This is a genomic window from Oxalobacter paeniformigenes (assembly GCF_027158465.1).
In the GTDB taxonomy this organism is placed as follows: domain Bacteria; phylum Pseudomonadota; class Gammaproteobacteria; order Burkholderiales; family Burkholderiaceae_D; genus Oxalobacter; species Oxalobacter paeniformigenes.
In genome coordinates, this window is the sequence record NZ_JAMKYL010000003.1 from 63,277 (window position 1) to 85,527 (window position 22,251).

Sequence of the window (22,251 nt, forward strand, 5' to 3'; positions counted from 1 at the left end):
TATCATGAAATATTTTCAGTGTGGACGTTACCGGTTTGATCTGGATGGCGAGGAATCCAGGCCGCTGGTGATGGGGATTCTCAATGTTACACCCGATTCCTTTTCGGATGGCGGACGCTATGATTCGGTACCGGCAGCGATTTCACGTGCCGAGGTCATGATCCGCGAGGGTGTGGATATTATCGATATCGGCGCAGAGTCGTCACGCCCGGGGGCAGCTGCCGTTTCTCTGCAGGAAGAACTGGATCGTATCATGCCGGTTATCGAGGCCTTGAAGGATTGCGGAAAGCCATTGTCTGTCGATACATACAAGCCAGATGTTATGACAGCGGCGCTGGTATCCGGAGCGGATATGATCAACGATATTTGCGGTTTTTTTTCGGAAAAATCGTTACAGGCTGTGGCTGCATATGATTGCGGGTTATGTGTGATGCATATGCAGGGAGATCCTGGCACCATGCAAAACAACCCGCAATATGACGATGTGGTTGTCGAAGTGTCGGATTTTCTGGTTCGGCAGGTGAACAGACTGGCGTCGTCTGGCGTAGCGTCTAACCGTATCTGTATCGATCCCGGTTTCGGGTTCGGCAAAACGCTGGATGATAATCTGACGCTTCTCAAGAATCTGGATGTCGTGCGAAAACGACTGGATTTGCCGGTATTGGCCGGTTTGTCGCGCAAATCAGTCGTTGGCGCACTGACGGGAAAGCCGGTTGGAGAGCGACTCGCAGGCAATCTTGCTATCGCCTTGTCTGTCGTTTCACATGGCGCTAGTATCCTGAGGGTACATGAAGTCGGTGAGACAGTAGATGCACTGAAAGTCTGGCTGGCAACGCAGTAATGATATTGGAGACTGACTATAAAATGAAACGTCGATATTTTGGAACGGATGGTGTACGCGGCCGGGTCGGTGATGCACCTATTACGCCCGATTTTGTCATGAAACTCGGTTATGCTGCCGGCAAGGTGTTGACCCGGACGGCCACGTCTTCCGGAACGCCGGCTGTGCTGATCGGCAAGGATACACGTATTTCGGGATATATGCTGGAAGCGGCCTTGCAAGCTGGGCTTTCTGCTGCAGGGGTGGATGTCGTGTTGTCCGGACCAATGCCGACGCCAGCTGTAGCATATCTGACGAGAGCCTTGCGTCTGGCTGCCGGTGTCGTCATTTCCGCGTCGCATAATCCTTATTACGATAACGGTATCAAATTCTTTTCGGCATCCGGTAACAAGTTGCCCGATGATATGGAATTCGAAATCGAGTCGTTAATCGACAAGCCGATGGATTGTGCCAGTTCCGAGATGTTGGGCAAGGTCAGAAGGCTCGATGATGCACAGGGACGATACATTGAGTTTTGCAAGAGCACATTTCCGTCCAGCTATGATCTGCGTGGTCTGAAGATCGTCGTGGATTGTGCCAACGGTGCTGCCTATCATATTGCGCCGTGCGTATTCCATGAACTGGGAGCAGATGTCGTGACAATCGGTACGACGCCTAACGGACTCAATATCAACGAGCATTGCGGTGCCACATCTGTGGATGCGCTGGTCGCCGCAGTGCTGGAAAACGGCGCAGACCTCGGTATTGCGTTGGATGGTGATGCCGACAGGCTGGTAATGGTCGATTCTGTCGGCCGTGTCTATAACGGTGACCAGCTTTTGTACCTGATTGTCAAGGACAGGCTGGCTTATAGCGATGTCAAGGGTGTAGCCGGTACATTGATGACGAATATGGGGCTGGAAATCGCTTTCCGCGAAAAACAGATCGGTTTTGTTCGCGCGAACGTGGGTGACCGTTATGTCCTGGAAGCGCTTTTGGAAAAGGGCTGGTTGCTGGGTGGCGAAGGTTCCGGACACCTGATTTGTCTGGACAAGCATACGACTGGCGATGGTATTATTTCGGCCTTGCAGGTGCTGGCGGCATTGCGACGTCACAAGACGACTTTGCCAGCATTCATCAGCGAGCTGAAACTGTTTCCCCAAACGCTTGTCAATGTCCGTATCCGGCCAGGTTTCAACTGGAAAGAAAATGCGGCATTGCAGGCTGAAAAACAGGCAGTCGAGCAGATTCTCGGTGACAATGGTCGTGTGCTGATCCGGCCATCCGGCACAGAGCCGCTCTTGCGTATCATGGTCGAAACGGAAAACGCCGAAGAAGCGCAAACACTAGCCGAACGTATCGCCGCTGTATGCCGAACCGAAGCAGCTGCCTGATATATTGCACACAGCCTGATTCGCTTTCATACGCGCGTATGACGATATGATGAAGTTAAGTGCATTGGTATGGAAACGATCAGGCATCAAGTCGACATCGTTGTAAATCATCGATTTCCACGTGGTCATACACCAACGGAAGCATTAAAAGATGGGGCGGATAATTGATTTTATGCGCCATTAACGGTATCATTTCAGTCTTCGGGGCGTAGCGCAGCCTGGTAGCGCAACTGGTTTGGGACCAGTGGGTCGGATGTTCGAATCATCTCGCCCCGACCAATTTTCCGAAACAGGCTGTCGTCGACAGCCTGTTTTTTGTTAACGGGAAAAGTCGTTTATAATAACTGGCAATCTCGCCAGTTATGTCACTTACCTGCCCTTAGCTCAGCTGGATAGAGCAACGGCCTTCTAAGCCGTAGGTCAGTGGTTCGAATCCACTAGGGCAGGCCATAAAAATCAATCACTTACGCATGTTTCTCACTTGACCTTTTTTCAAGTGAGAACAAATTGTTCTCATTCAGCGGCATAACCGCTTCGTTTTGTCCCTGCGATAAATGGCTGTTGTCTTGCTGTTTCGGTGTCCAAGTAGCTTCTGAGTATCGCTGTGTGTTTTGTGTCAGTCGCAGCTTTAGCGCGCAGTTCCTTGAACTGGAACCACTCGAAATCCAGTCTGCTTTCGTCTGCATATGTTTTTGCTTTCAGTGGGAGTTTCTGAAATCAGCCTTGAACTTGTCGTACGTAATCACTCGAATATCAAGGTGCGTGAGGGTGAAAGGGAGTGTACAAACTGAAAAACGGTGAATTCTGCGGTTAAGCAATTCACTGATTTGGTGGATGGGCGATGGTTATTGTTCACACTGGCTCGGGTTTGCCTGAATGGTGGCGAGTTCGGCGCCCTCTTGGTCCTTGTAGCGGTGGATGATATTGACGTTGTGAGACAGGAACAGGGGAGTTTTGATGTCGTAGCACAGGTCGGCGATGGCGCGTTGTTCCAGTGGTGCCTGTCCAGCTTTGCGGAATCGCTTGAGGTCGGTGACAGTGTAGTCGTAGGTCAGGAGATGGTCGCTAGCTGTGATGTGTTCCAGTGTGGTGTTGCCGTCGATTTTCAGGGGGGTGTTCCGGTTGCGGCTGGTGGCGAATTTGTCGAGTTCGACGCTGATTTCTACCGTATATGGCGGTGTGTTGAAGTAGGTAATGAAGTTGAGGATGTCGTCGGCGTAGTGAAAGATGATGATGGCCACGATGCCATATAACAGACGGAGAATGAACGGACGTTTTTTCATGAGGGATGTCTTGTTCATCAGTTCATTTATCAGTACCAGTACTTCAGGAGTGATATTACAGGGTATGTTATTGCTGAACTTGATATTTCGTCTGGAATGCCTGTTTTCCGATGGTTCCGGTATCTGGTTTTCCATTTGATTTTCCGGATTCCATACCAGACTGCAACTTTATACGCAGGCGGATGAAACGGCAAATGGATTGTGGATGTTCGGTATTTGTGCCGTGTTGCAGGACGGTGTGTACACAGGCAGGGATGGTGCAGGTGTATCGCTGGTGGTAGATATGTCGATAGATGGCAAGGATGAATGTCGCGAAGAGGGTTGTTGGGGGGGCGAAGCGTTCCGGAATCTGTGACGCAACCTGTCGGAAATAACAAATCATAATAAAGCGAACAATATGCCCAAAAGGCATGCAATCTGTTGAAACCTGCGCCAATCAATGCTTGAGAGGCTTTCTCCACAAGGTTATCCACAGGTTTGCGTGGATAACGGAAAAGTCAAGAGGCGAGGGATAAAACGTTGGAAAATGCACACGAATGGTGCGCTTGACAGTAAAAACGGAATGGATTAAGGGATGGGATGATCTGCGCAATCTGTAATCATTTTATGCAAGTATTTGATTTGTTTGTTTAAAAATGGGGTGTTCCTTGACTTGTCCACAGAAGTTGTGAAGAAATTAAAAGATGGCAATTGGACAGAAAAAGGATGCCGGTATGTCATGATGTGGTCATAAAAACAAAAATTTTTGTGGAAAGTCAATGTAATAGCGGGGAGTTTTCCACTGATGGAAGAAATATGGCCGGCAAGTCGTGAACGATGTTGTTTCGTTTCGGACGTGGAAAACAGGCATGCGAAAACAGGGATAACAGGGAGAGGGGACGTGGTGTAGTGACCAGGTCGGCAGGCGATAGTGGTGGGGTGCTACCTGTGTTCGGGATGGTGATGTCAGTGAGTGAGTAAAGAATCGTTTCCCCGGTTCAGTTTTCTGTGATACTTTTTCGGGTGGGCTAGTCGTTTCGGAATGGATGTCATCAGACGGGAGGAGAGATGATTGTCGAGGAGCGGTGCGGGGAGTTTGTCAATGTGTATGTGGACGGATTCGTTTTTACGGCCGATACCGGAAAACGGGGTTGGGGATTCGGTGATGGTGACGACAGCAGCGAACGCGTGGAGCGTGAAGCATCGGCGCGTGGCATGACGAAGGATGCATTTGTCGCCGCTTATACAGGCATTTGCAATGCCGCAGCAGGCTGGGATGATCCACGTTGGACGTACCGTTACCATATTGCGGCGATGAACAGCCAGGGTACATTGATGCAGGAAGAAATCATGGATCGTGTGGAGCAGGCGATTGGGCGCAACAAGGTGTGGCAGGACCGGGAACAATGTCGTGAAATGCTCAAACGCTATGCCTCGATGGGCATGATCCGCCAGTTCGGACTGTGTATCATGAAATACATTTCCGATCGTGAGGATGGCAATCGCAGCCGGATCGTTTACCGGATGGAGGAGTTGTCGCCTTCCGAATTGTCGGCACTGGTTCCGGAAAAGGTGCTCAATAGCGCGATTCATCGTTCAGGCGCGGTGTAATCCCCTATACAACCGGGAGTATGGTTACCGGTATATGGTGTTTTACCGGTAGTGTGGAAATCGTTATGCGTGAATCATCGCATTGCATTTGCCGGACTGTATCCGGCAAATGCAATGCGATGATCACGCTGGCCGGACAAGCGGCCGGTTGCAGCGGCCAGCTGGCATGGTTATTCGGGATCGGGGATGGATGCTGCCTTGCGTTTTTCCGCTTCGGTGATCGTCCAGAGGTAAACGGTTTTGGTGCCGACTTGTTCGATTTTTTCGGCCGGCCATTCCGGTCCCATGTCCGATTCGTTGGAAACGACTTTTGAACCGACCTTGAGTTGTTTCCAGAGGATGGGACGCAATTCGTAGTTGATGGTTTGCGGCAAATAAAGTGCTACGACTGTCGCGTCTGAAAAATCCACCTTGTAGAAATTGCCAAGCCGGAACTGGACGAGATGTTCCACTTTCGCGGCTTTTGCATTGGCATTGGCTTCCTCGATGCGTTTCGGGTTCAGATCGATGCCGATACCGCGTGCGCCGTAATCCCTTGCGGCGGCGATTACGATACGGCCATCGCCGCATCCCAGATCGTAAACGAGATCGTTTTCGTTGATTTCCGCCAGTTTGAGCATACCGTCCACGGTTTCCGGCCATGTCGTGATGAAGCCTGCGTCGAGTTCGGGTCCCATCATTTCGTCAAGGCCGAACTGGGATTTGGCACAGATGACGACGAAAACCGGTGTGAGCAGTGCGACGAGGATAAAGGCTGCAAAAGTGAGGCGGGTTTTTTTCTTTGAATTCATGAAAAAGTCTCTGTCAGGTATCGGCAGGTGTTTCGGTCTGATTTTTGTCAGTATCCATCCGGTTGATGATCCACAGGAAAACCAGTCCCGGCAAGAGGACGGCGACGCCGATCCATGCGGCATTGATTCCGCCGAGCGACTGGTCGTACACATAGGACAGGCTAGACCATAACATATAGCAGCACGTCAGACAAAAAATCAGGGGCAGTACCGGATAGAAAGGTACCCTGAAAGGTCTTGGGGTGTGTGGATCGCGCATTCGGAGTACGAAAAGGGAAATGCCGGAAAGCAGGAAAAACAGCCAGAATACCGGTGCGGTGAATTCGACCATCGATTTGAATCCGCTGCCGATCAGGGTACCCAGTATGACCAGCGCCAGAGAAGCCAGACATTGTATATACAGAGCGTTGACCGGGGTGTCGCGTCGTGCGTCCCAGACACCGAGTTTGCGCAGGACATGCCAGTCGCGGCCCATCGCGTAACTTGTCCGTGCACCGACGATGATGGTGGCGTTGATGGAAGTCAGTGTGGAGATGGCGACCATCAGGGAAATGATTTTGCGTGCGGTGCCGCCAAAAGCCATTTGCATCAGGTCGGCTGCGATGGCAGCAGAGGCCGCCATGCCGGCAAATCCCAGTCCCTGCCAGTATGCCCATGTCACCAGCAGATACAGTGCGGTGATGATGGCGATGGAAAAAACAAGTGCCCTGACCATGTTGCGATGGCCGTCGCGGATTTCGGCGCTGATATAGGCCGCTTCGTTCCAGCCGCCGAAAGTCAGCAGGACGAATACCATCGCCAGTCCGAAATTTGCGGAAAAAAACGGTGAAGTGCCTGATGGTTCGACAGGTGGCGTATGGGTGACAGGTTCGGATGTGCCGGATGCAAGCAGGTAAAGCGCAGTTGCGACGATCAGTACAAGGCACAATACCTGAAGGCCGGTGAAAAGCGACTGTGTTGTCATGCCGGTACGGATATTGCGGATATTGAGCCATGAGAGGACGAGAATGACGGCGATGGCATACAGAAACGGGCCGGAAACGATACCGGCGATATCCAGCGGAACGATACGGTTCATGTAGTCGCCGAATACGAAAGCGAGCAGTGCGATGGAACCGGTGGTGATGACCGACAGGCGGGCCCAGCCGAACAGGAAGGAAACCGAACGTCCGTAGGCTTTTTGCAGAAAGTGGTAATCGCCGCCAGCGTCGGGATAGGCGCAGGCGAGTTCGGCGTAACACAGCGCGCCGACCAGTGAAACAAGGCCGCCCAGTATCCATGCGGAAAACATTGCGCCCGTTTCACCGGTCAGGTTGGCGACGACGGCAGGGGTCTTGAAAATGCCGGCGCCGATGACCAGTCCCACGATCAGGGTAACGGCTTGGTGCAGGCGTAAAATCCGGCGCGGTTTGCCTGCTTCGTTCGATGCCGTAGGCCTATTGTCTGACGCTGGGGACATGGGTTCCTGGTTTCCGATTATGACTGGCAGGCATTATTGTAGAGAAACACTGTGTGTTCACAAAGTGTCTGGCTGGTATGAAATCAGAAAAGGGCCGGATGGCATTGCCCATGCATGGAAAAAACGGGCGAGGATGGCAAGCCGATGAGAAAGGTTCGTTTTATCGGGCAGGCGGGGCAGATATAGCGGAGAGCCTGTGTAGAAAGGGATGAGAGAGCGGACGGGACAGATGGTAGAGTGTATCTTTTTCCCGGCAGGATACATTTTGCCGTGTGACGTCTTTGGCGGAAAACTGCCCGGATCGTGCAGGATACGCCACGGGCAGCATTTTATATGGCGTTAGCGGTGAAGATATGTCTGGCAATGTGCCTGATTTTTGCTGTAAGCGAGTGTGACTTCGCCGGCCATGCATTCATAATCTTCATTGAACCGGCATTCGGAGACCTTGCAGGCGCCTACGCCTGAGGTACGTCCTGTCGATTTGGCGTGTTCCGATGTATCGGCTACGGCGAAAAAGGTGTCGCATCCTGGGGCTTCAGGATTGCCGACAGTGATGGCGCGCGCATGGCAACCGGAATCGCGGTTGAAACCGCAGGATTTCGCAGTGCAGTGTTTGACTTCGGGCATGATGATCTGGATATGTTTCATGATGTTCTCCGGTAAAGACAAGGTTTCGGGAATTCAGTCGTTTTGACGCAACGGCTTGAGGGCAGTTCCCCATGCGACGATTTGATCCAGCATGGTGTTGACCGTTTTTTCATGACGCGGATCGGGTTTGAAAACGGACATTTTTTCAAAATCCGTGAACAGGGAAAGCGTGACCTGGGTACGGACATCCGCGATCATGAACGCACCCATGATATGGCGCAATTCCTGTACGGCGCGCACGCCGCCCATGGCGCCGTAACTGACGAATCCGGCAGATTTGTTGTTCCATTCGTGAAAGAGGTAATCGAGCGCGTTTTTGAGCGCAGCTGGCGGTGCATGGTTGTATTCCGGTGTGACGAATACGAAACCGTCGAAAGATGCGATCTTTTCGGACCATGCGCGTGTATGGGCATGGCAGTACTGGCCGGACGAAGCCGGTTGCGGTTCATCGAGCAGGGGAAGATGGTAATCCCGGATATCGACCAGTTCAGCATCGGTGTGTCTGTGTTGCCGCGCGATGTCGAAAATCCATTTGGCGACCGCTTCACCGTTTCGGTGTGGACGGGTACTGCCGATGATGATAGCCAGCCTGAACATGGTGTGCCTTTCTTTTCATGAAGAAAAAAGCGGGTTGACGATGAAGACAGCATCAGATTACGTTTTTTTTGCCGGCAGGGTTTTCTGTTTGCGCAAACACGGGCCGAATTGCCGGATAATAAATGCTGATCAATACAATCAAAGCCATCTTTATCAGGGAGAGTGACTATGCAGGAAAAATGGATACCCGGTTGCCGGAAACTGGCGCTTGGGCTGATCATCGCATCGCTGGGTGTGTGTCCGCTCGCCATGGCGAAGAGTCCGGTACCAGTACCCGCAAAAACAGCCGCTTCCGCGACAGTACGGCCGGCTGGGTCAGGACAGGCCGCCGTGCAGACGACACCTGCGGGGCAGATGCCTGCAGGACAGGCAGCTGTACAGGCCGGCCAGGTAGCGGCGGACGGGACGGCAGTGCCGGAAATCGTGCAGCCGCAGATACCGGCGATGGTCGGAGTTCAGGTCCCGGGCTATTATCGGGTGAAGGTCGGCCAGTTCGAAGTGACGGCATTGTTCGACGGTACCCTGGATTTTCATTCGGAACTGTTGAAAAACATGGACAAGGCGGCAATCGACAAGGCGCTGTCGCACCACTATGGCCGCGCTACCGGTATCCAGTCGCCGATCAATGCCTATCTGGTACATACGGGTGATCACCTGGTCCTGATTGACGCAGGTGCCGGGAAACTGTTCAGCGAAGATCGTCAGGGGCGTATTCTCGCCAACCTGAAAGCCGCAGGATATCAGCCAGAACAGGTCGATATCGTCATCATGACCCATTTGCACGGTGATCATACCGGCGGGCTGAGCGATATGGAAGGACGGGCCGTTTTTCCCAATGCCACGGTGTATGCCAACCGGATGGAAAACGAATACTGGCTTTCCGAGCAGCAGGCTGCCGCGGCGCCTGTCGAACGCCAGATTTTCTTCAAAATGGCGCGCGAATCGGCTGTGCCTTATCTGATGACGGAAAAATGGAAAGCGATAGAAGGTGGTGCGGAAATCGTGCCGGGCATCCGTGCTGTTGCCGCTTACGGGCATACACCGGGCCATACCGCGTTTGAAATCACGTCAGACGGCCAGTCGCTTCTGGTCTGGGGGGATATCGTCCACAGTCATGTCATCCAGTTCAGCCATCCGGAAGTCGCGATCGAATACGATTCTGATGCAGTTGCTGCGGTCAGGACACGGCAGGCCTTGCTCAAGGATGTCGCTGCGAAACGGGAAATGGTTGCCGGGATGCACTTGCCATTCCCCGGACTTGGGTATGTGGTTGCGGAGGGCAATGGAAAATATACCTGGATTCCGGTGGAATATCAGTAAACCGGGTGGGGCTGGCCGGCAGGTAGTGGCCGGTCAGCTGCCTTGTACGATGGATTTCCTGAAACGCCCCAGTGCGATGAAAAAGAATACCAGCCCGATCACGACAATCGCCAGAAAATCGGGCCAGACGATACTGAAATCGGCACCCCGATACAGAATGGCTTTCGCCAGCCGGACGAAATAGGTCGTCGGAGCCAGTTTCATGACGTTTTGTACCCATACCGGCATACTTTCCTGAGGAGTCGCGCCGCCCGAGAGCATTTGCAACGGAATGATCGTCAGGAAGATCAGCAATCCCAGTTGCGGCATCGAGCGTGCGATCGTTCCCAGAAAAATCCCGATAGAGGCTGCCGAGAACAGATAGACGACTGACGCGGCAATGAACAGGGTGATGGAGCCGGCGATCGGTACCTGCAAGGCGAACTTGACGATGAAAATCAGTGCGAATGTTGCCGCCAGCAGTACCGCGAAACCGTTGGCCCAGATTTTTGAAAGCATGATTTCCGTCGGACCCAGCGGCATCGCCAGCAAATGCTCCAGCGTACCGTGTTCCCGTTCGCGGATGTAGGCAGCTCCCACCAGAATGATGGTCAACATGTTGATATTGTTGATGATTTCCATCACGCCTCCGAACCAGAAACCTGTCATGTTCGGATTGAAACGGACATGTGTGACCAGCCGGATGGGATCGGTCGTGGTATCGGTCGAACGGTTGAAATATTCGTTGATCTCGTTGTTGAAAATGGTTTCGATGTAGCCGGAACCGATAAACGCCTGGCTCATCACGTTGGCGTCGATATTGAGCTGGACATTGGGACTGCGACCGGCTTGAAGGTCGCGCTGAAAACCGGGCGGGATGAGGATCGAGAAGGAATAATAGCCTTTGTCGAGTGCTTCGTTGGCCTGACTCATCTCGATCATATCCGGTTTTTTGAAGTATGGCGGTGTCAGGGCGTTCGATATCCTGTGCGAGAGCTGGGACTGGTCCTGATCGACGATAGCTACCGGGGCGTTATGGATTTCCTGTGAAACCCCTTTGGCAGCGCTGTAAATACCGGCCGTGAATGCCCAGACGATCAACAGGAGCAGTGCCTTGTCCGCCCACAGGCTATACAGTTCTTTCAGACCAAGGCGGTAGATATTGCTGAGGTGGATTTTGAACGATGACATTCATTTCTCCTGTTTCGGCAAGAATATCCACGCGAGGAACGTCAACGCCGGAATGAACGCGGCCAGTGTCAGCAACGGGCCGGTCGCATCGGCGAAAGTGATCGCCTTGGTGAAGACGCCGCGACTCAGCATGATGAAATGGGATGCAGGGAAAAACTGCCCGATCCAGTAGGCGCCCCCTTCGAGCGAACCGATCGGGTCTTTCAGACCGGAAAACTGCGTCGTCGGCAACATCGTCAGAATCGCCGTGCCGAAAAGGGCTGAAATCTGTGTACTGGTGAATGACGAAATCAGCAATCCCAGTCCGGTCGTCGCCGTTACGTAAATCAGCGCGCCCAGCGACAATGCCAGAAAACTGCCCTTGACCGACACCCCGAAAAACCAGACGGCACTGGCGACCATCAGGAAATAACTGATCATCGACAGGACGATATACGGCAGTTGCTTGCCGATCAGAAATTCCAGCTTGGTCACTGGTGTGACATAAAGATTGGTGATGGAACCAAGTTCTTTTTCCCGTACGATACCCAGCGCCATCAGCACCGCCGGAATGAGCATCAGCAACAGCGGAATGATTGCAGGCACCATGGCATAGACGCTCTTGAAATCCTGGTTGTACCGGTAACGTTTTTCCAGTGTGGCGAGCGCCTGTTTGTCCGTTCCGCTGTTTTCCTTGTTGTATTGTTCCAGATACTTGTTATGCAGCCCGCGGATATAGCCCAGAATCGTTTCGCCGCGGTACGGCATGGCACCATCGATCCAGGCCGCGATTTCCGGATGTCGTCCCTGTTGCAGCTCGCGCCCGAAATTCGGTGGGATTTCGATCGCGACACTGATTTTCCCGCTCTCGAGCCGCCGCTCCAGATCGTCGCTGTCCTTCAGCGCAGGTTGTTCCAGAAAATAGCGTGATCCGGCAATATTGTGGATATAGTCGCGTGACTGGGGCGACTGGTCATAGTCCAGCACCGCGAATTGCAGATCCTCGACATCCATCGAAATACCGCCGCCCAGCACGAAAAACAGCAGCAGACTGCCGAGCAGGGCGAATCCCAGACGGATCGGATCGCGGCGCAACTCGAGCGCTTCTCGTGCGGCATATGCCAGAAGACGCCGCAAACTGAAAACGGAAGATTGCGAATGCGGTTTTTCCGGTTCGATTCCGGAGGTATCCTCGAATGTCGTTTTTTCCGCACCGGTCGCTTCTTCCAGATATTCGATGAAAGCCTGTTCCAGCGTATCGGCCTGCTTGCTTTCCTGAAGTTCTTTTGGCGTGCCGCTGGCCAGCACCTTGCCTGCGTTCATCAGTGAAATACGGTCACAGCGTTCGGCCTCGTTCATGAAGTGCGTCGATATGAAAATCGTCACATTCTGCTCACGCGACATTTCGATCAGGAGTCGCCAGAAATCGTCGCGTGCGACCGGATCGACACCGGAAGTCGGTTCGTCCAGAATCAGCAGTTTTGGATTGTGCACAACCGCCACTGCCAGCGAAAGTCGCTGGCGGATACCCAGCGGCAGTCCGGATGCCGTCGCATGCAGATATGGTGCCAGTCCGAAACGGTCGATCAGTTCCTGGATACGCGGTCCCATTTCGTCAGGCGGTAAATGGAACAGCCGTGCATGCAAGTCCAGATTCTGCATGACCGTCAGTTCACCGTACAGTGAAAAGGACTGCGACATATAGCCTACATCCTTTCGGCTTTCCGTATTTTTGGCATCGACTTCGCGACCGAATGTTCTGGCTGTGCCCGATGTCGGCGGAAGCAGACCGGTCAACATCTTCATCGTCGTCGTTTTGCCGCAGCCGTTGGAACCGAGAAAACCGAAAATCTCGCCTTGCGGAATTCTGAAACTGACATGATCGACCGCCACGAAGTCGCCGAATTTCTGGGTCAGGCCGTCCGCCTCGATCGCCCAGGCCTGATTTGGTGTTTCCTTGAGCGGCGGAATGACAAGTTCCGTGTAATTCTGGCGTTTTTCTTCGGGCAAAAACTGGATGAAGGCCTGTTCCAGCGTGGATTTTCCGGTTTGCCGCATCATTTCGGCGGCAGTCCCCGTGGCGATGACCTTTCCGTTGTACATGGCGGCCAGCCAGTCGAATTGTTCGGCTTCTTCCATGTAGGCTGTCGCGACCAGAACGCTCATGTGGGGACGGCGCTGGCGGATCGAGTCGATCAGTTCCCAGAACTGGCGGCGCGACAGTGGATCGACACCGGTCGTCGGTTCGTCGAGAATGAGCAGGTCGGGGTCATGTACCAGCGAGCAGCAAAGCCCCAGTTTTTGTTTCATGCCGCCGGACAGTTTGCCGGCAGGGCGATCCTTGAACGGAAACAGACCGGTCGCTTTTGTCAGTTCGTCGATGCGGCGCAAACGCTCTTCGCGATCCTGTCCAAACAGGCGGGCGAAAAAGTCGATGTTTTCGGCTACGGAAAGCGTCGGATACAGATTCTTGCCAAGTCCCTGCGGCATATAGGCGATACGTGGCAAGAGGGCTTCACGAATGGCGGCATCGCCGATATTTTCGCCCAGCACGTCGATATGGCCCTGCTGGATTTTGCGTGCGCAGGAAATCAACGCCAGCATGGACGATTTTCCGACCCCGTCCGGACCGATCAGACCGACCATGCATCCGCCCGGAATGGACAGTGTTACATCGTCAAGCGCAGTGACCGCCTTGTAGCGTAGCGTGACGTGGTCGAGTTTCGCCGCAACGAGCGTACCCATATCATTTTACCTGCATGTTGGCAGGCCAGACGGCATCCGGATCGGTTTTGACCCAGCCTACGCCCGGCATACCGGACTTGGCGACGTCGATATTTCTTGCCAGCCAGTCCTGATTGACCTGAAGTTTGACGCGGAACATGAATTTTTCGCGTTCGTCACGCGTTTCGACTTCCTTCGGTGTGAACTGGTTGCGTGGCGATACATAAGTGACCGTACAGGGGATCGGATTGTCCGGAATCGCATCCAGAATGATCCGTGCTTCGCTGCCCAGTTCCACGCTGCCAGCTTCGAGATTGGACAGATAGATGTACATGTACACATCGTTCAGATCCAGAATCGAAAATACACGTCCACCCGCCGAGAGCACTTCACCCGGTTCGGCCAGACGGTACAGAATCCGGCCGTCCACAGGCGAGCGCAAGGTCAGATCGTCCAGATTGCTTTTGAGCGAGTCGACACGTGCCTCTGCTTCGCGGATGCTGGCATCGGCCTGTATCACACGGTTGCGTGCGCTGGCCAATGTCGCATTGGCAGTGCGCATCGTGTTGACGTCCTTGTCCAGCTGGGCGGCCGAGATAAAGCCTTTTTTGATCAGTTCCTGTGTCCGTCGCAGGGTCACGCTGGCCAGTTGTTGCTGGCTTTGCGCGCTTTTGACGTCTTCACGTGCCACCTTGGCATATTCTTTCGCCTGTTCCACCGCTGCTTCAGCTGCGCGGATATCGGCTTTGAGCTGTGCGTCGTCGAGTTGTGCTGCGATCTGGCCCGTTTTCAGGTCGGCGCCTTCACGGAAATAGACCTCGATCAGCTTGCCTTGTACCTTGGTGGCGACTGCCGTTTCAGTTGCTTCCAGACGACCGTTGCCGTAGGCGAGTCCCGGCGGTGTGCCGGCAGGTCTCAGAAAATACCATGCGACAGCCGCGACGATACCGGCCAGTACGATAATGATGATCAGTTTCTTGTTGCGCAAAATGGCCGACATGATCAATGCTCCTTGCAATCGACGGCAGAACAAAAACAAATGCTGTACCACACTGTATCAGATTATAGCGGTATCTGCCGTTGCGTAACATTTCAATTTGTAATCGGCAGAGAGGTTCATGCAACGGCATACGCGCATTCTGTTAATATGATTGCCGATTTACGGTACAGCTGTCGGAACAATACCTTCACAAGACGGCAGACCGGTTGACAATTCTGGAAATTTTTTCAGTTTCCGGACAATTTCGCACGAATACGACACATGGAACTGGTTTGTCCTGCCGGCAGTTTGCCGGCACTGAAACAGGCGGTCGATTGCGGTGCCGATTGCGTGTATCTCGGTTTCCGGGACGCGACCAATGCCCGTAATTTCGCCGGACTGAATTTCGATGAAAAAGCCCTGTCGGAAGGCATCGGCTATGCGCATGACCGTGGCCGGAAAGTCCTGCTAGCATTGAATACCTATCCGTTGCCGGACGCATGGGAAGTATGGATACAGGCCGTCGACCGGGCGGCGTGTCACGGCGTGGATGCACTGATCGTCGCAGATCCCGGACTCATGCAGTATGCCTGCGACAAACATCCCGGATTGCGTCTGCATTTGTCGGTGCAGGGGTCGGCCACCAATTATGACGCTATCAATTTTTATGCACGTCATTTCCATATCGCCCGCGTGGTCTTGCCGAGGGTATTGTCGATCGAGCAGGTGGAAACGGTCGTGAACAATACCGATGTGGAAATCGAGGTGTTCGGTTTCGGCAGTCTGTGCGTCATGGTCGAGGGGCGTTGCGCGCTGTCGTCCTATGTGACCGGAGAGGCGCCCAACAATCGCGGCGTATGCTCGCCTGCCAAAGCCGTCCGGTGGCAACCGACGCCGAAAGGACTGGAATCCCGTCTGAATGGTGTGTTGATCGACCGCTATGCCGGCCATGAAAAGGCAAGTTATCCAACGATTTGCAAGGGACGTTATGAAGTCAATGGCGAGGATTACTATGCCATCGAGGAACCGGCCAGTCTCAATACGCTGGAATTGCTGCCGCGCCTGGCGGCAACGGGAGTTTCGGCTATCAAGATCGAAGGCAGGCAGCGCAGCCCGGCCTATACGGCGGCAGCCACACGGGTCTGGCGTGAAGCGCTCGACAGTTGCCTGCGCGATCCTGCCGGCTATCGGGTTCTGCCGCAATGGACGGAAGCACTGGCGCGTTTGTCGGAAGGTCAGCAACAGACATTGGGTGCCTATTACCGTTCATGGAAATGACTGACAGGAAAGGAATCGCGTTTTGAAACTGGCACTGGGACCGGTACAGTATTACTGGCCGAAAGACATGATGACGGCGTTTTACCGCGAAGTCGCGGCGATGCCGGTCGATATCGTTTATCTGGGCGAAACTGTATGTGCAAGACGGCATGAGTTGCGTGAGGACGATTGGCTGGCGCTTGCAGACAGTCTTGCAGCTGCCGGAAAGGAAGTCGTCTGGTCCACACAGGTATTGCTGGAATCCGGTGCGCATATGCAGGCCATGCGTCGTATTGCCGAAAACGGACGCTATACGGTGGAAGCCAATGACATGGGCGCGGTCGGCAATCTCGAAAACCGGCGGCCATTCGTTGCAGGGCCACACCTGAATCTGTACAATCCGGCCGCGCTGGATATGCTGGCCGGATTGGGGGCGTTCAGATGGGTCATGCCGCTGGAAATGAGTTGCGGGAATCTGGCGGCAATGCAGCGTGTGATGCCGGAAGGTATGCAGACGGAAGTGTTTGTTTACGGGCGTTTGCCGCTGGCGTTTTCGGCACGCTGTTTTACGGCGCGGTATCACAACCTGCAAAAGGATGCTTGCGGTTTCAAATGTCTGTCTTATCCTGACGGACTGGAAGTCAGGACGCGGGAAGGGTTGCCGTTTCTCGTTTTCAACGGTATTCAGACACAATCGGCAAACGTATATAATCTGGTCACGGAAGTTCAGCGCATGCAGGAGATGCGGGTCGATGTGTTGCGGGTCGCGCCCCAATCGTCGCATACCGGCGGTATTGTCGACATGTTCCGGCAAGTCATGGAAAAAACGCTTTCTCCTGCCGATGCGCTTGAACGAATGAAAAACATGATGCCGGGCTCTCCATGCAACGGTTACTGGTATGGTGAACCTGGTATGACCTGGCATGGATAGTCAATCGTAAATGAGTGAACCACGCGACATGAACCCTTGCAGCATTCCCAAACCGGTCGGCCGGTTGTTGTCTCGCCTGCCGTCATGGCCGGGTTCACTCCTGTTTGTCGCGGCGCTCAATTCCGTTCTTACGCCCAGATTGCCGGATGATGTCAGGGAGATGATGGCAGGGAAGCAGTTGCGTTTGTCGGTTGCCGATGCCGGTATCTCGTTCAATTTTGTGTGGACAAAGGGTGGTTTTGTCGCCGGAAGGGATCGTGTCGAACCGGATCTGACCATTTCCGCCAGTGCATATGATTTTTATCTGCTGTCGCGACGGCAGGAAGATCCGGATACGCTTTTTTTCAGTCGCCGTCTGGTCATGGAAGGTGATACCGAATTGGGGTTGATGCTGAAGAATACGCTGGACGCCATGGAACTCAATGTGTTCGAACTGGCGCGCGATTTGCCGGCACGCCTGTTATTGTCCATGATACCGGGCTATCGCAAGAGCGGGCAATAATCGTATATGAAACGGTGCCGGTTTGAAAGGCCGATGCCGACAGCCGTGTGCCTGTGATATACGGCTGTGCGGTTTTCATCTGTCGTGGAGCGTGGTTTCACCAGTGTGGCTGTTCATGACGTGATTCCAGCCGAAGCGAACGGCATCACGCTTTGTTTCCCATGAATGTTCTTCCTGATAATTCAGTTCCCGGCTTGTCTGCGCGACCGGTTCGACTTCTTCCCAGGTACATGAGGCAATCCTTTTTCCGTTTTCGGCCAGCAACGCACCATAACGGTATGCAGGCAAACTGTCATCGAATGGAATGCCTGACGACAAATAACGTTTTTTCCAGTGATTGCGGAATGCCGTTTCGTCATTTCGTGTGTTGTTGTCTGTTGCGTGGAATTCGCCAAAACGGCTGTTATGGTCGAGCAGATCCTTGATCGACTTACCGGCCTTTTTCAGGGTATGCAGTGTTTTGTCGGCCAGTTTTTTCATGACAGCAGAAGCCGAACTTGCGGCTTGCAGGCGTTTTTGCCGTTACAGGGTGGTTGGCCTGATACTTGTCGTTTCACTACCCGGTCTTTTTATTCAGCGGATTGTCCCAAAACGAAAACGCCGCTTTCCGATATTGCCGGAACATGGGGAGGATGTTCCGTATCGAACAGGTGGTCCATACGGGATGAAAAAGAGCCGATACCGAGTGTTTCGAAGCGGCACATGGTTTTTGCGGCCTTCATGGCATCGCGATATGAGTCCGTATCGACTGATACGATGAAATGCCCATCCCTGAGCGCCCGGGTATAAAGTCCGGTCGTTTCCGGTACGTTGTCCATATCCTCGATGGAGCGATAAAAGTGGCCGAGATCGTTTTCCAGTCGAGGCAACAGGTGATTTTCTCCGATACGGTCGTAATACCGTACCTGTTCGATATCGTCATCTGAACTGATATAGATCCGGTTAAGCGGGAAACCATCTTCCAGCAATTCGTTGACGGCGGCCCGGGCGACTTCGTCATTTCTGTAAATGACAACGACTTTGTTTTGCATGTTCTGATCCTTTGCTTGAATGGCGTGATATGCCAAAGGGTTCCGGTGTCATATCCGGTAACGGTGATTTCATTAGAACCGCAGGATTTGGGTGTCGTGTTGATATTTATGGAAAAACGGCTTCAAGATTGGCGGGACTTCGTTGACGACCAGAAAAACAGGGAATACGGCACGGTACTTTGCTATCGCGATGGTACCAGGAGCAGCATGTATGAAAAAACGGATTCCGGGCCGGACAATAAGGCCTATTTTCGTGCCGTCAGCGAACGGATTGTCGATTTGATCTGTGCGACACGGGTTTCCAGATCGGGCATTTTGACGGTTACGCGCAGTTTTTCCGGGCCGTTCAGACGGATATGCCTGTTTTTCTGGATCAGTTCGATAATGCGCATGGCGTCTATCGGCGGGTTTGGCAGGAATTGCATGACTGCCGCTTCTGTATGGGCGTCTATCTTGATGATGCCTGCGGTTTTGGCGAGCAGGCGTAACCGGTGGGTTTCGACAAGTGCGCGGGCCGCTTCTGGCAGTTTGCCGAAACGGTCGATCAGTTCTTCCTGCAAGTCGCTGATCTGTTCAGTGGTTTCACAGTTGGCAAAACGTTTGTACAGCGACAGGCGTTCGTTGACGCCCGGACAATAATCTCCCGGCAACAGGGCCGGGGTGTGGAGATTGATTTCCGTGGTCGTGGTGAACGGTGCGTCGTAATCCGGCTGTTCGCCTTTTTTCATTGCCCGTACGGCTTCTTTCAGCATATCGGAATACATCTGGAAACCGATTTCGACCATTTCTCCGGATTGTTCCTCGCCCAGCACTTCGCCGGCGCCACGGATTTCCAGATCGTGCATTGCCAGGAAAAAGCCGCTGCCCAGTTCTTCCATCTGGCGGATGGCTTCCAGCCGCCTTTGTGCCTGTTTCGAGAGGGTCTGGGTATCGTTGACCAGCAAATAGGCATAGGCCTGATGGTGGGAACGTCCGATACGGCCGCGCAGCTGGTGCAATTGCGCCAGTCCGAACTTGTCGGCGCGGTGCATGATCATGGTGTTGGCGTTGGGAACGTCAATGCCTGTTTCGATGATCGTCGTGCACAACAGGATGTTGTAGCGGTGTGCGACGAAATCGCGCATGACCTTTTCCAGTTCACGTTCGTGCATTTGTCCGTGCGCCACGCCGATTCGTGCTTCAGGCAGGAGTGTTTCCAGCATGATACGCCGGTTTTCGATCGTTTCCACTTCGTTGTGCAGGAAATAGACTTGTCCGCCACGCTTGAGTTCGCGCATGCAGGCTTCGCGGATGACGGAGTCGTTTTCTGTCCGGACGAATGTCTTGATCGCCAGCCGTTTTTGCGGGGCGGTGGCGATGATGGAGAAACTGCGCAAGCCGTCGAGCGCCATGCCCAGCGTACGCGGGATCGGTGTCGCTGTCAGTGTCAGGACGTCGACTTCGGCGCGGATGGCTTTCAGGGCTTCTTTCTGCCGAACGCCGAAGCGATGCTCTTCGTCGATGATGACAAGCCCCAGCCGCTTGAACGATACGTCTTTGGAGAGCAGCTTGTGGGTACCGATCACGATATCGACCGAACCGTCTTCCAGCCCCTTGATGGTCTGGTTGACCTGTTTTTGTGTTCGGAAGCGTGACAGTTCGGAGATTCTGACGGGCCAGTCGGCGAAACGGTCGCGGAAGGTCTGGGCATGCTGTTCGGCCAGAAGTGTCGTCGGCGCGAGCAATGCGACCTGTTTGCCGCCCATGACGGCGATGAACGCGGCACGCAGTGCCACTTCGGTCTTGCCGAAACCGACGTCGCCGCAGATCAGGCGGTCCATGGGTTTGTCGGACGTCATGTCTTCCATAACGGCGTTGATGGCGGCTGCCTGATCCGGTGTTTCCTCGAAACCGAAACTGTCGGCGAATGCTTCGTAATCGTTTTTCGTCAGCGGGAAGGCAAAGCCCTTGCGCATGGATCGGCGGGCGTACAGATCGAGCAGTTCGGCTGCAGTGTCATGGATTTTCTGTGCGGCTTTCTGGCGCGCTTTTTCCCACTGGCCGGAACCGAGGGTATGCAACGGGGCATCTTCAGGCGATGTGCCGGCATAGCGGGATATGACGTGCAGTTGAGAAACAGGTACATAGAGTTTGGCATCGTGCGCGTATTGCAGATGCAAAAATTCTGTTTCCCCTTCACCCAGATCGACGGAGATGAGTCCACGGTAGCGTCCGATGCCGTGATGAGCATGGACGACCGGGTCGCCGATTTTCAGTTCGGACAAATCACGGACGATGGATTCGATATGGAAGTTCGCTTCCGTCTTGCGGCGGCTGCCCCGTCTGCCGGAATTGGCATACAGTTCCGTTTCCGTGATGAAGGTGAGATCGCCGAATATGTAGCCGAGGGAAAACCCTTTCTGGAGCGGTGCGACGGTGAGCATCACTTTTTCTGAATGGGTGACGAAATCGGCGAAATTTTCACATACCGTCACGTCGAAGGCGTATTCGCTGAACAGCTGCTGCATGGTTTCGCGCCGTCCGGGCGATTCGGCGCAAATCAGTACACGCTTGTCGGTCTTGTCCACATAGGCACGCAGGTTGGCAAGCGGATCGTCAGCGCGGCGGTTGACGGTGACGTCGGGAATCGGGGAGGACAGTTCCGAAGGGGCATCATCGGATGTGATCACCCAGCGCGCATAGGGCTGGGACAGTACGAAGAAGTCTTCGTTGCTCAAAAACAGTTTTTCCGGCGGCAGCAATGGGCGTTCGCGGTCGGCTTTCAGGAATGCGTAGCGCGAACGGGTATCCGCCCAGAATCGCTGGAAGGCTTCGCTGACGTTGCCGATGAACGTGAAAATGGCGTTTTCCGGGAGATACTGGAAAAGGGTCGCTGTTTCCTCGAAGAAAAGTGGCAGGTAGTATTCGATACCTGCCGAGGCGATTCCGCTGGCGATGTCGCGGTAGATGACGGACAGGGTAGGATCGCCTTCGAATATTTCGCGCCAGCGGCTTCTGAAAAATGCCCGCGAGGACTCGTCCATGGGAAATTCGCGTCCTGGCAACATCCGGATTTCCTTCACGGGATACAGTGAACGCTGGGTGTCGGCATCGAATGTGCGGATGGTTTCGATGGTATCGCCGAACAGATCGAGGCGGTAAGGCAGTTTCGATCCCATCGGGAACAGGTCGATCAGTCCACCACGCACGGAATATTCTCCCGGCGACATGACCTGGGAAACATGGTTGTAACCGGCGATCGTCAGCTGGGATTTCAGTTTGTTTTCATCCAGCACTTCATTCTGTTTGAAAAAGAAAGTGTGTGCCGCGAGAAAAGAAGGAGGGGCGATGCGCAGCAAGGCAGTCGAAGCGGGTACCAACAGGATGTCGCAGCGTCCGTGATGTACTTCATAGAGGGTGGCAAGACGCTGCGAGACCAGATCCTGATGGGGTGAAAAGGAATCGTAAGGCAGTGTTTCCCAGTCGGGCAACAAATGGCAGCGCAGTGGATCGTCCGTAATGCTGTCGAACCATGGAATTTCCTCCAGCAATCGTCTGGCGTCGGATGCATTGGCGACGATGACCACCAGCATTTGCTGGCGGGATTTCAGCTCATGTCCCGCACGGGCAAGCACCAGCGCATCGGCGGAGCCGTGCAATGGCGGCAATGCGAAACGTTGTCCTGGGCGGGGAAGGAATTTCTTGAGATCGAAAGGCATCAATACAAAAAAGACGAGATCGGCCAAAGGCCAATTCGTCCTGTTCCGGATTACAATACGAAAACCAAATATAACATT

19 protein-coding genes and 2 tRNA genes are annotated in these 22,251 nt (G+C 53.8%); 10 read left to right on the forward strand and 11 right to left on the reverse strand.

Going from position 1 to position 22,251, the window contains the following annotated elements; all coding sequences use genetic code 11:
* The first annotated feature begins 4 nt into the window (after nt 1-4).
* The 4 genes from folP to NAI64_RS05255 all read left to right on the forward strand — a co-directional run bounded on the left by folP (nt 5) and on the right by NAI64_RS05255 (nt 2,664).
* Entirely contained in the window at nt 5-841 is an 837-nt protein-coding gene (gene folP / locus NAI64_RS05240) for a dihydropteroate synthase (RefSeq protein WP_269298489.1), read from the forward strand.
* Between the two features lie 23 nt (nt 842-864).
* Entirely contained in the window at nt 865-2,214 is a 1,350-nt protein-coding gene (glmM, locus tag NAI64_RS05245) for a phosphoglucosamine mutase (protein WP_269298491.1), read from the forward strand.
* Nucleotides 2,215-2,416: 202 nt separating this feature from the next.
* A tRNA-Pro gene (locus NAI64_RS05250) sits at nt 2,417-2,493 on the forward strand.
* 94 nt (nt 2,494-2,587) lie between these two features.
* Nucleotides 2,588-2,664, forward strand: a tRNA-Arg gene (locus NAI64_RS05255).
* Between the two features lie 395 nt (nt 2,665-3,059).
* Here NAI64_RS05255 and NAI64_RS05260 read toward each other — a convergent pair.
* Nucleotides 3,060-3,632: a hypothetical protein gene (locus NAI64_RS05260; protein WP_269298493.1), complete on the reverse strand. Its 573-nt coding sequence runs from the start codon at nt 3,630-3,632 to the stop codon at nt 3,060-3,062.
* Nucleotides 3,633-3,702: 70 nt separating this feature from the next.
* Between NAI64_RS05260 and NAI64_RS05265 the strand changes: the two genes are divergently transcribed.
* Nucleotides 3,703-3,852: a hypothetical protein gene (locus NAI64_RS05265; protein ID WP_269298495.1), complete on the forward strand. Its 150-nt coding sequence runs from the start codon at nt 3,703-3,705 to the stop codon at nt 3,850-3,852.
* Nucleotides 3,853-4,544: 692 nt separating this feature from the next.
* Complete coding sequence (locus NAI64_RS05270) at nt 4,545-5,087, forward strand: hypothetical protein (protein WP_269298496.1); 543 nt, start codon at nt 4,545-4,547, stop codon at nt 5,085-5,087.
* A 170-nt stretch (nt 5,088-5,257) separates the two neighbouring features.
* Here the strand turns inward: NAI64_RS05270 and NAI64_RS05275 are convergent, their stop codons facing one another.
* The 4 genes from NAI64_RS05275 to NAI64_RS05290 form a co-directional block, all read right to left on the reverse strand.
* Complete coding sequence (locus tag NAI64_RS05275; RefSeq protein WP_269298497.1) at nt 5,258-5,878, reverse strand: class I SAM-dependent methyltransferase; 621 nt, start codon at nt 5,876-5,878, stop codon at nt 5,258-5,260.
* A 13-nt stretch (nt 5,879-5,891) separates the two neighbouring features.
* Nucleotides 5,892-7,337, reverse strand: coding sequence for an APC family permease (locus tag NAI64_RS05280; RefSeq protein WP_269298499.1), 1,446 nt, complete (start codon nt 7,335-7,337; stop codon nt 5,892-5,894).
* Nucleotides 7,338-7,676: 339 nt separating this feature from the next.
* Nucleotides 7,677-7,985 carry a DUF1540 domain-containing protein gene (locus tag NAI64_RS05285; RefSeq protein WP_269298501.1) on the reverse strand — a complete coding sequence of 103 codons (309 nt, stop codon included), beginning with the start codon at nt 7,983-7,985 and terminating at the stop codon, nt 7,677-7,679.
* A gap of 33 nt (nt 7,986-8,018) precedes the next feature.
* Nucleotides 8,019-8,582 carry an NADPH-dependent FMN reductase gene (locus NAI64_RS05290; RefSeq protein ID WP_269298503.1) on the reverse strand — a complete coding sequence of 188 codons (564 nt, stop codon included), beginning with the start codon at nt 8,580-8,582 and terminating at the stop codon, nt 8,019-8,021.
* 168 nt (nt 8,583-8,750) lie between these two features.
* On the opposite strand from NAI64_RS05290, the gene NAI64_RS05295 reads away from it, so the two are divergent.
* Nucleotides 8,751-9,902, forward strand: a complete 1,152-nt coding sequence (locus NAI64_RS05295; RefSeq protein ID WP_269298505.1) for an MBL fold metallo-hydrolase — start codon at nt 8,751-8,753, stop codon at nt 9,900-9,902.
* 33 nt (nt 9,903-9,935) lie between these two features.
* On the opposite strand, the gene NAI64_RS05300 is transcribed toward NAI64_RS05295, so the two are convergent.
* The 3 genes from NAI64_RS05300 to NAI64_RS05310 are packed head-to-tail and all read right to left on the reverse strand — an operon-like array spanning nt 9,936 to nt 14,775.
* Entirely contained in the window at nt 9,936-11,072 is a 1,137-nt protein-coding gene (locus tag NAI64_RS05300) for an ABC transporter permease (RefSeq protein WP_269298507.1), read from the reverse strand.
* On the reverse strand, nt 11,073-13,796 hold the full coding sequence (rbbA, locus tag NAI64_RS05305) for a ribosome-associated ATPase/putative transporter RbbA (RefSeq protein WP_269298508.1): 2,724 nt from the start codon (nt 13,794-13,796) through the stop codon (nt 11,073-11,075).
* A gap of 1 nt (nt 13,797) precedes the next feature.
* Complete coding sequence (locus NAI64_RS05310; RefSeq protein WP_269298511.1) at nt 13,798-14,775, reverse strand: HlyD family secretion protein; 978 nt, start codon at nt 14,773-14,775, stop codon at nt 13,798-13,800.
* 261 nt (nt 14,776-15,036) lie between these two features.
* Here NAI64_RS05310 and ubiU point away from each other — a divergent pair, with 261 nt between their 5' ends.
* Genes ubiU through ubiT form a run of 3 tightly spaced genes read left to right on the forward strand, consistent with a single transcriptional unit; the run spans nt 15,037 to nt 17,444 of the window.
* On the forward strand, nt 15,037-16,032 hold the full coding sequence (gene ubiU / locus NAI64_RS05315) for a ubiquinone anaerobic biosynthesis protein UbiU (RefSeq protein ID WP_269298513.1): 996 nt from the start codon (nt 15,037-15,039) through the stop codon (nt 16,030-16,032).
* Between the two features lie 22 nt (nt 16,033-16,054).
* Nucleotides 16,055-16,942 (forward strand): ubiquinone anaerobic biosynthesis protein UbiV, encoded by an 888-nt coding sequence (gene ubiV, locus NAI64_RS05320; protein WP_269298515.1) that lies wholly within the window; start codon nt 16,055-16,057, stop codon nt 16,940-16,942.
* Nucleotides 16,943-16,952: 10 nt separating this feature from the next.
* A complete protein-coding gene (ubiT, locus tag NAI64_RS05325; RefSeq protein WP_269298517.1) occupies nt 16,953-17,444 on the forward strand; it encodes a ubiquinone anaerobic biosynthesis accessory factor UbiT in 492 nt (163 codons plus the stop codon).
* Between the two features lie 75 nt (nt 17,445-17,519).
* Here the strand turns inward: ubiT and NAI64_RS05330 are convergent, their stop codons facing one another.
* The 3 genes from NAI64_RS05330 to mfd all read right to left on the reverse strand — a co-directional run bounded on the left by NAI64_RS05330 (nt 17,520) and on the right by mfd (nt 22,173).
* Nucleotides 17,520-17,924 carry a hypothetical protein gene (locus NAI64_RS05330; RefSeq protein ID WP_269298519.1) on the reverse strand — a complete coding sequence of 135 codons (405 nt, stop codon included), beginning with the start codon at nt 17,922-17,924 and terminating at the stop codon, nt 17,520-17,522.
* Nucleotides 17,925-18,013: 89 nt separating this feature from the next.
* On the reverse strand, nt 18,014-18,475 hold the full coding sequence (locus tag NAI64_RS05335; RefSeq protein ID WP_269298521.1) for a hypothetical protein: 462 nt from the start codon (nt 18,473-18,475) through the stop codon (nt 18,014-18,016).
* A 245-nt stretch (nt 18,476-18,720) separates the two neighbouring features.
* Nucleotides 18,721-22,173, reverse strand: a complete 3,453-nt coding sequence (gene mfd / locus NAI64_RS05340; RefSeq protein WP_269298721.1) for a transcription-repair coupling factor — start codon at nt 22,171-22,173, stop codon at nt 18,721-18,723.
* Nucleotides 22,174-22,251 lie beyond the last annotated feature (78 nt).

What these genes read in the sequence shown, in the direction of transcription:
- folP (WP_269298489.1), top strand. Translation starts at nt 5, where the DNA reads ATGAAATATTTTCAGTGTGGACGTTACCGGTTTGATCTGGATGGCGAG.
- glmM (WP_269298491.1), top strand. Translation starts at nt 865, where the DNA reads ATGAAACGTCGATATTTTGGAACGGATGGTGTACGCGGCCGGGTCGGT.
- NAI64_RS05260 (WP_269298493.1), bottom strand. Translation starts at nt 3,632, where the DNA reads ATGGAAAACCAGATACCGGAACCATCGGAAAACAGGCATTCCAGACGA.
- NAI64_RS05265 (WP_269298495.1), top strand. Translation starts at nt 3,703, where the DNA reads ATGTTCGGTATTTGTGCCGTGTTGCAGGACGGTGTGTACACAGGCAGG.
- NAI64_RS05270 (WP_269298496.1), top strand. Translation starts at nt 4,545, where the DNA reads ATGATTGTCGAGGAGCGGTGCGGGGAGTTTGTCAATGTGTATGTGGAC.
- NAI64_RS05275 (WP_269298497.1), bottom strand. Translation starts at nt 5,878, where the DNA reads ATGAATTCAAAGAAAAAAACCCGCCTCACTTTTGCAGCCTTTATCCTC.
- NAI64_RS05280 (WP_269298499.1), bottom strand. Translation starts at nt 7,337, where the DNA reads ATGTCCCCAGCGTCAGACAATAGGCCTACGGCATCGAACGAAGCAGGC.
- NAI64_RS05285 (WP_269298501.1), bottom strand. Translation starts at nt 7,985, where the DNA reads ATGAAACATATCCAGATCATCATGCCCGAAGTCAAACACTGCACTGCG.
- NAI64_RS05290 (WP_269298503.1), bottom strand. Translation starts at nt 8,582, where the DNA reads ATGTTCAGGCTGGCTATCATCATCGGCAGTACCCGTCCACACCGAAAC.
- NAI64_RS05295 (WP_269298505.1), top strand. Translation starts at nt 8,751, where the DNA reads ATGCAGGAAAAATGGATACCCGGTTGCCGGAAACTGGCGCTTGGGCTG.
- NAI64_RS05300 (WP_269298507.1), bottom strand. Translation starts at nt 11,072, where the DNA reads ATGTCATCGTTCAAAATCCACCTCAGCAATATCTACCGCCTTGGTCTG.
- rbbA (WP_269298508.1), bottom strand. Translation starts at nt 13,796, where the DNA reads ATGGGTACGCTCGTTGCGGCGAAACTCGACCACGTCACGCTACGCTAC.
- NAI64_RS05310 (WP_269298511.1), bottom strand. Translation starts at nt 14,775, where the DNA reads ATGTCGGCCATTTTGCGCAACAAGAAACTGATCATCATTATCGTACTG.
- ubiU (WP_269298513.1), top strand. Translation starts at nt 15,037, where the DNA reads ATGGAACTGGTTTGTCCTGCCGGCAGTTTGCCGGCACTGAAACAGGCG.
- ubiT (WP_269298517.1), top strand. Translation starts at nt 16,953, where the DNA reads ATGAGTGAACCACGCGACATGAACCCTTGCAGCATTCCCAAACCGGTC.
- NAI64_RS05330 (WP_269298519.1), bottom strand. Translation starts at nt 17,924, where the DNA reads ATGAAAAAACTGGCCGACAAAACACTGCATACCCTGAAAAAGGCCGGT.
- NAI64_RS05335 (WP_269298521.1), bottom strand. Translation starts at nt 18,475, where the DNA reads ATGCAAAACAAAGTCGTTGTCATTTACAGAAATGACGAAGTCGCCCGG.
- mfd (WP_269298721.1), bottom strand. Translation starts at nt 22,173, where the DNA reads ATGCCTTTCGATCTCAAGAAATTCCTTCCCCGCCCAGGACAACGTTTC.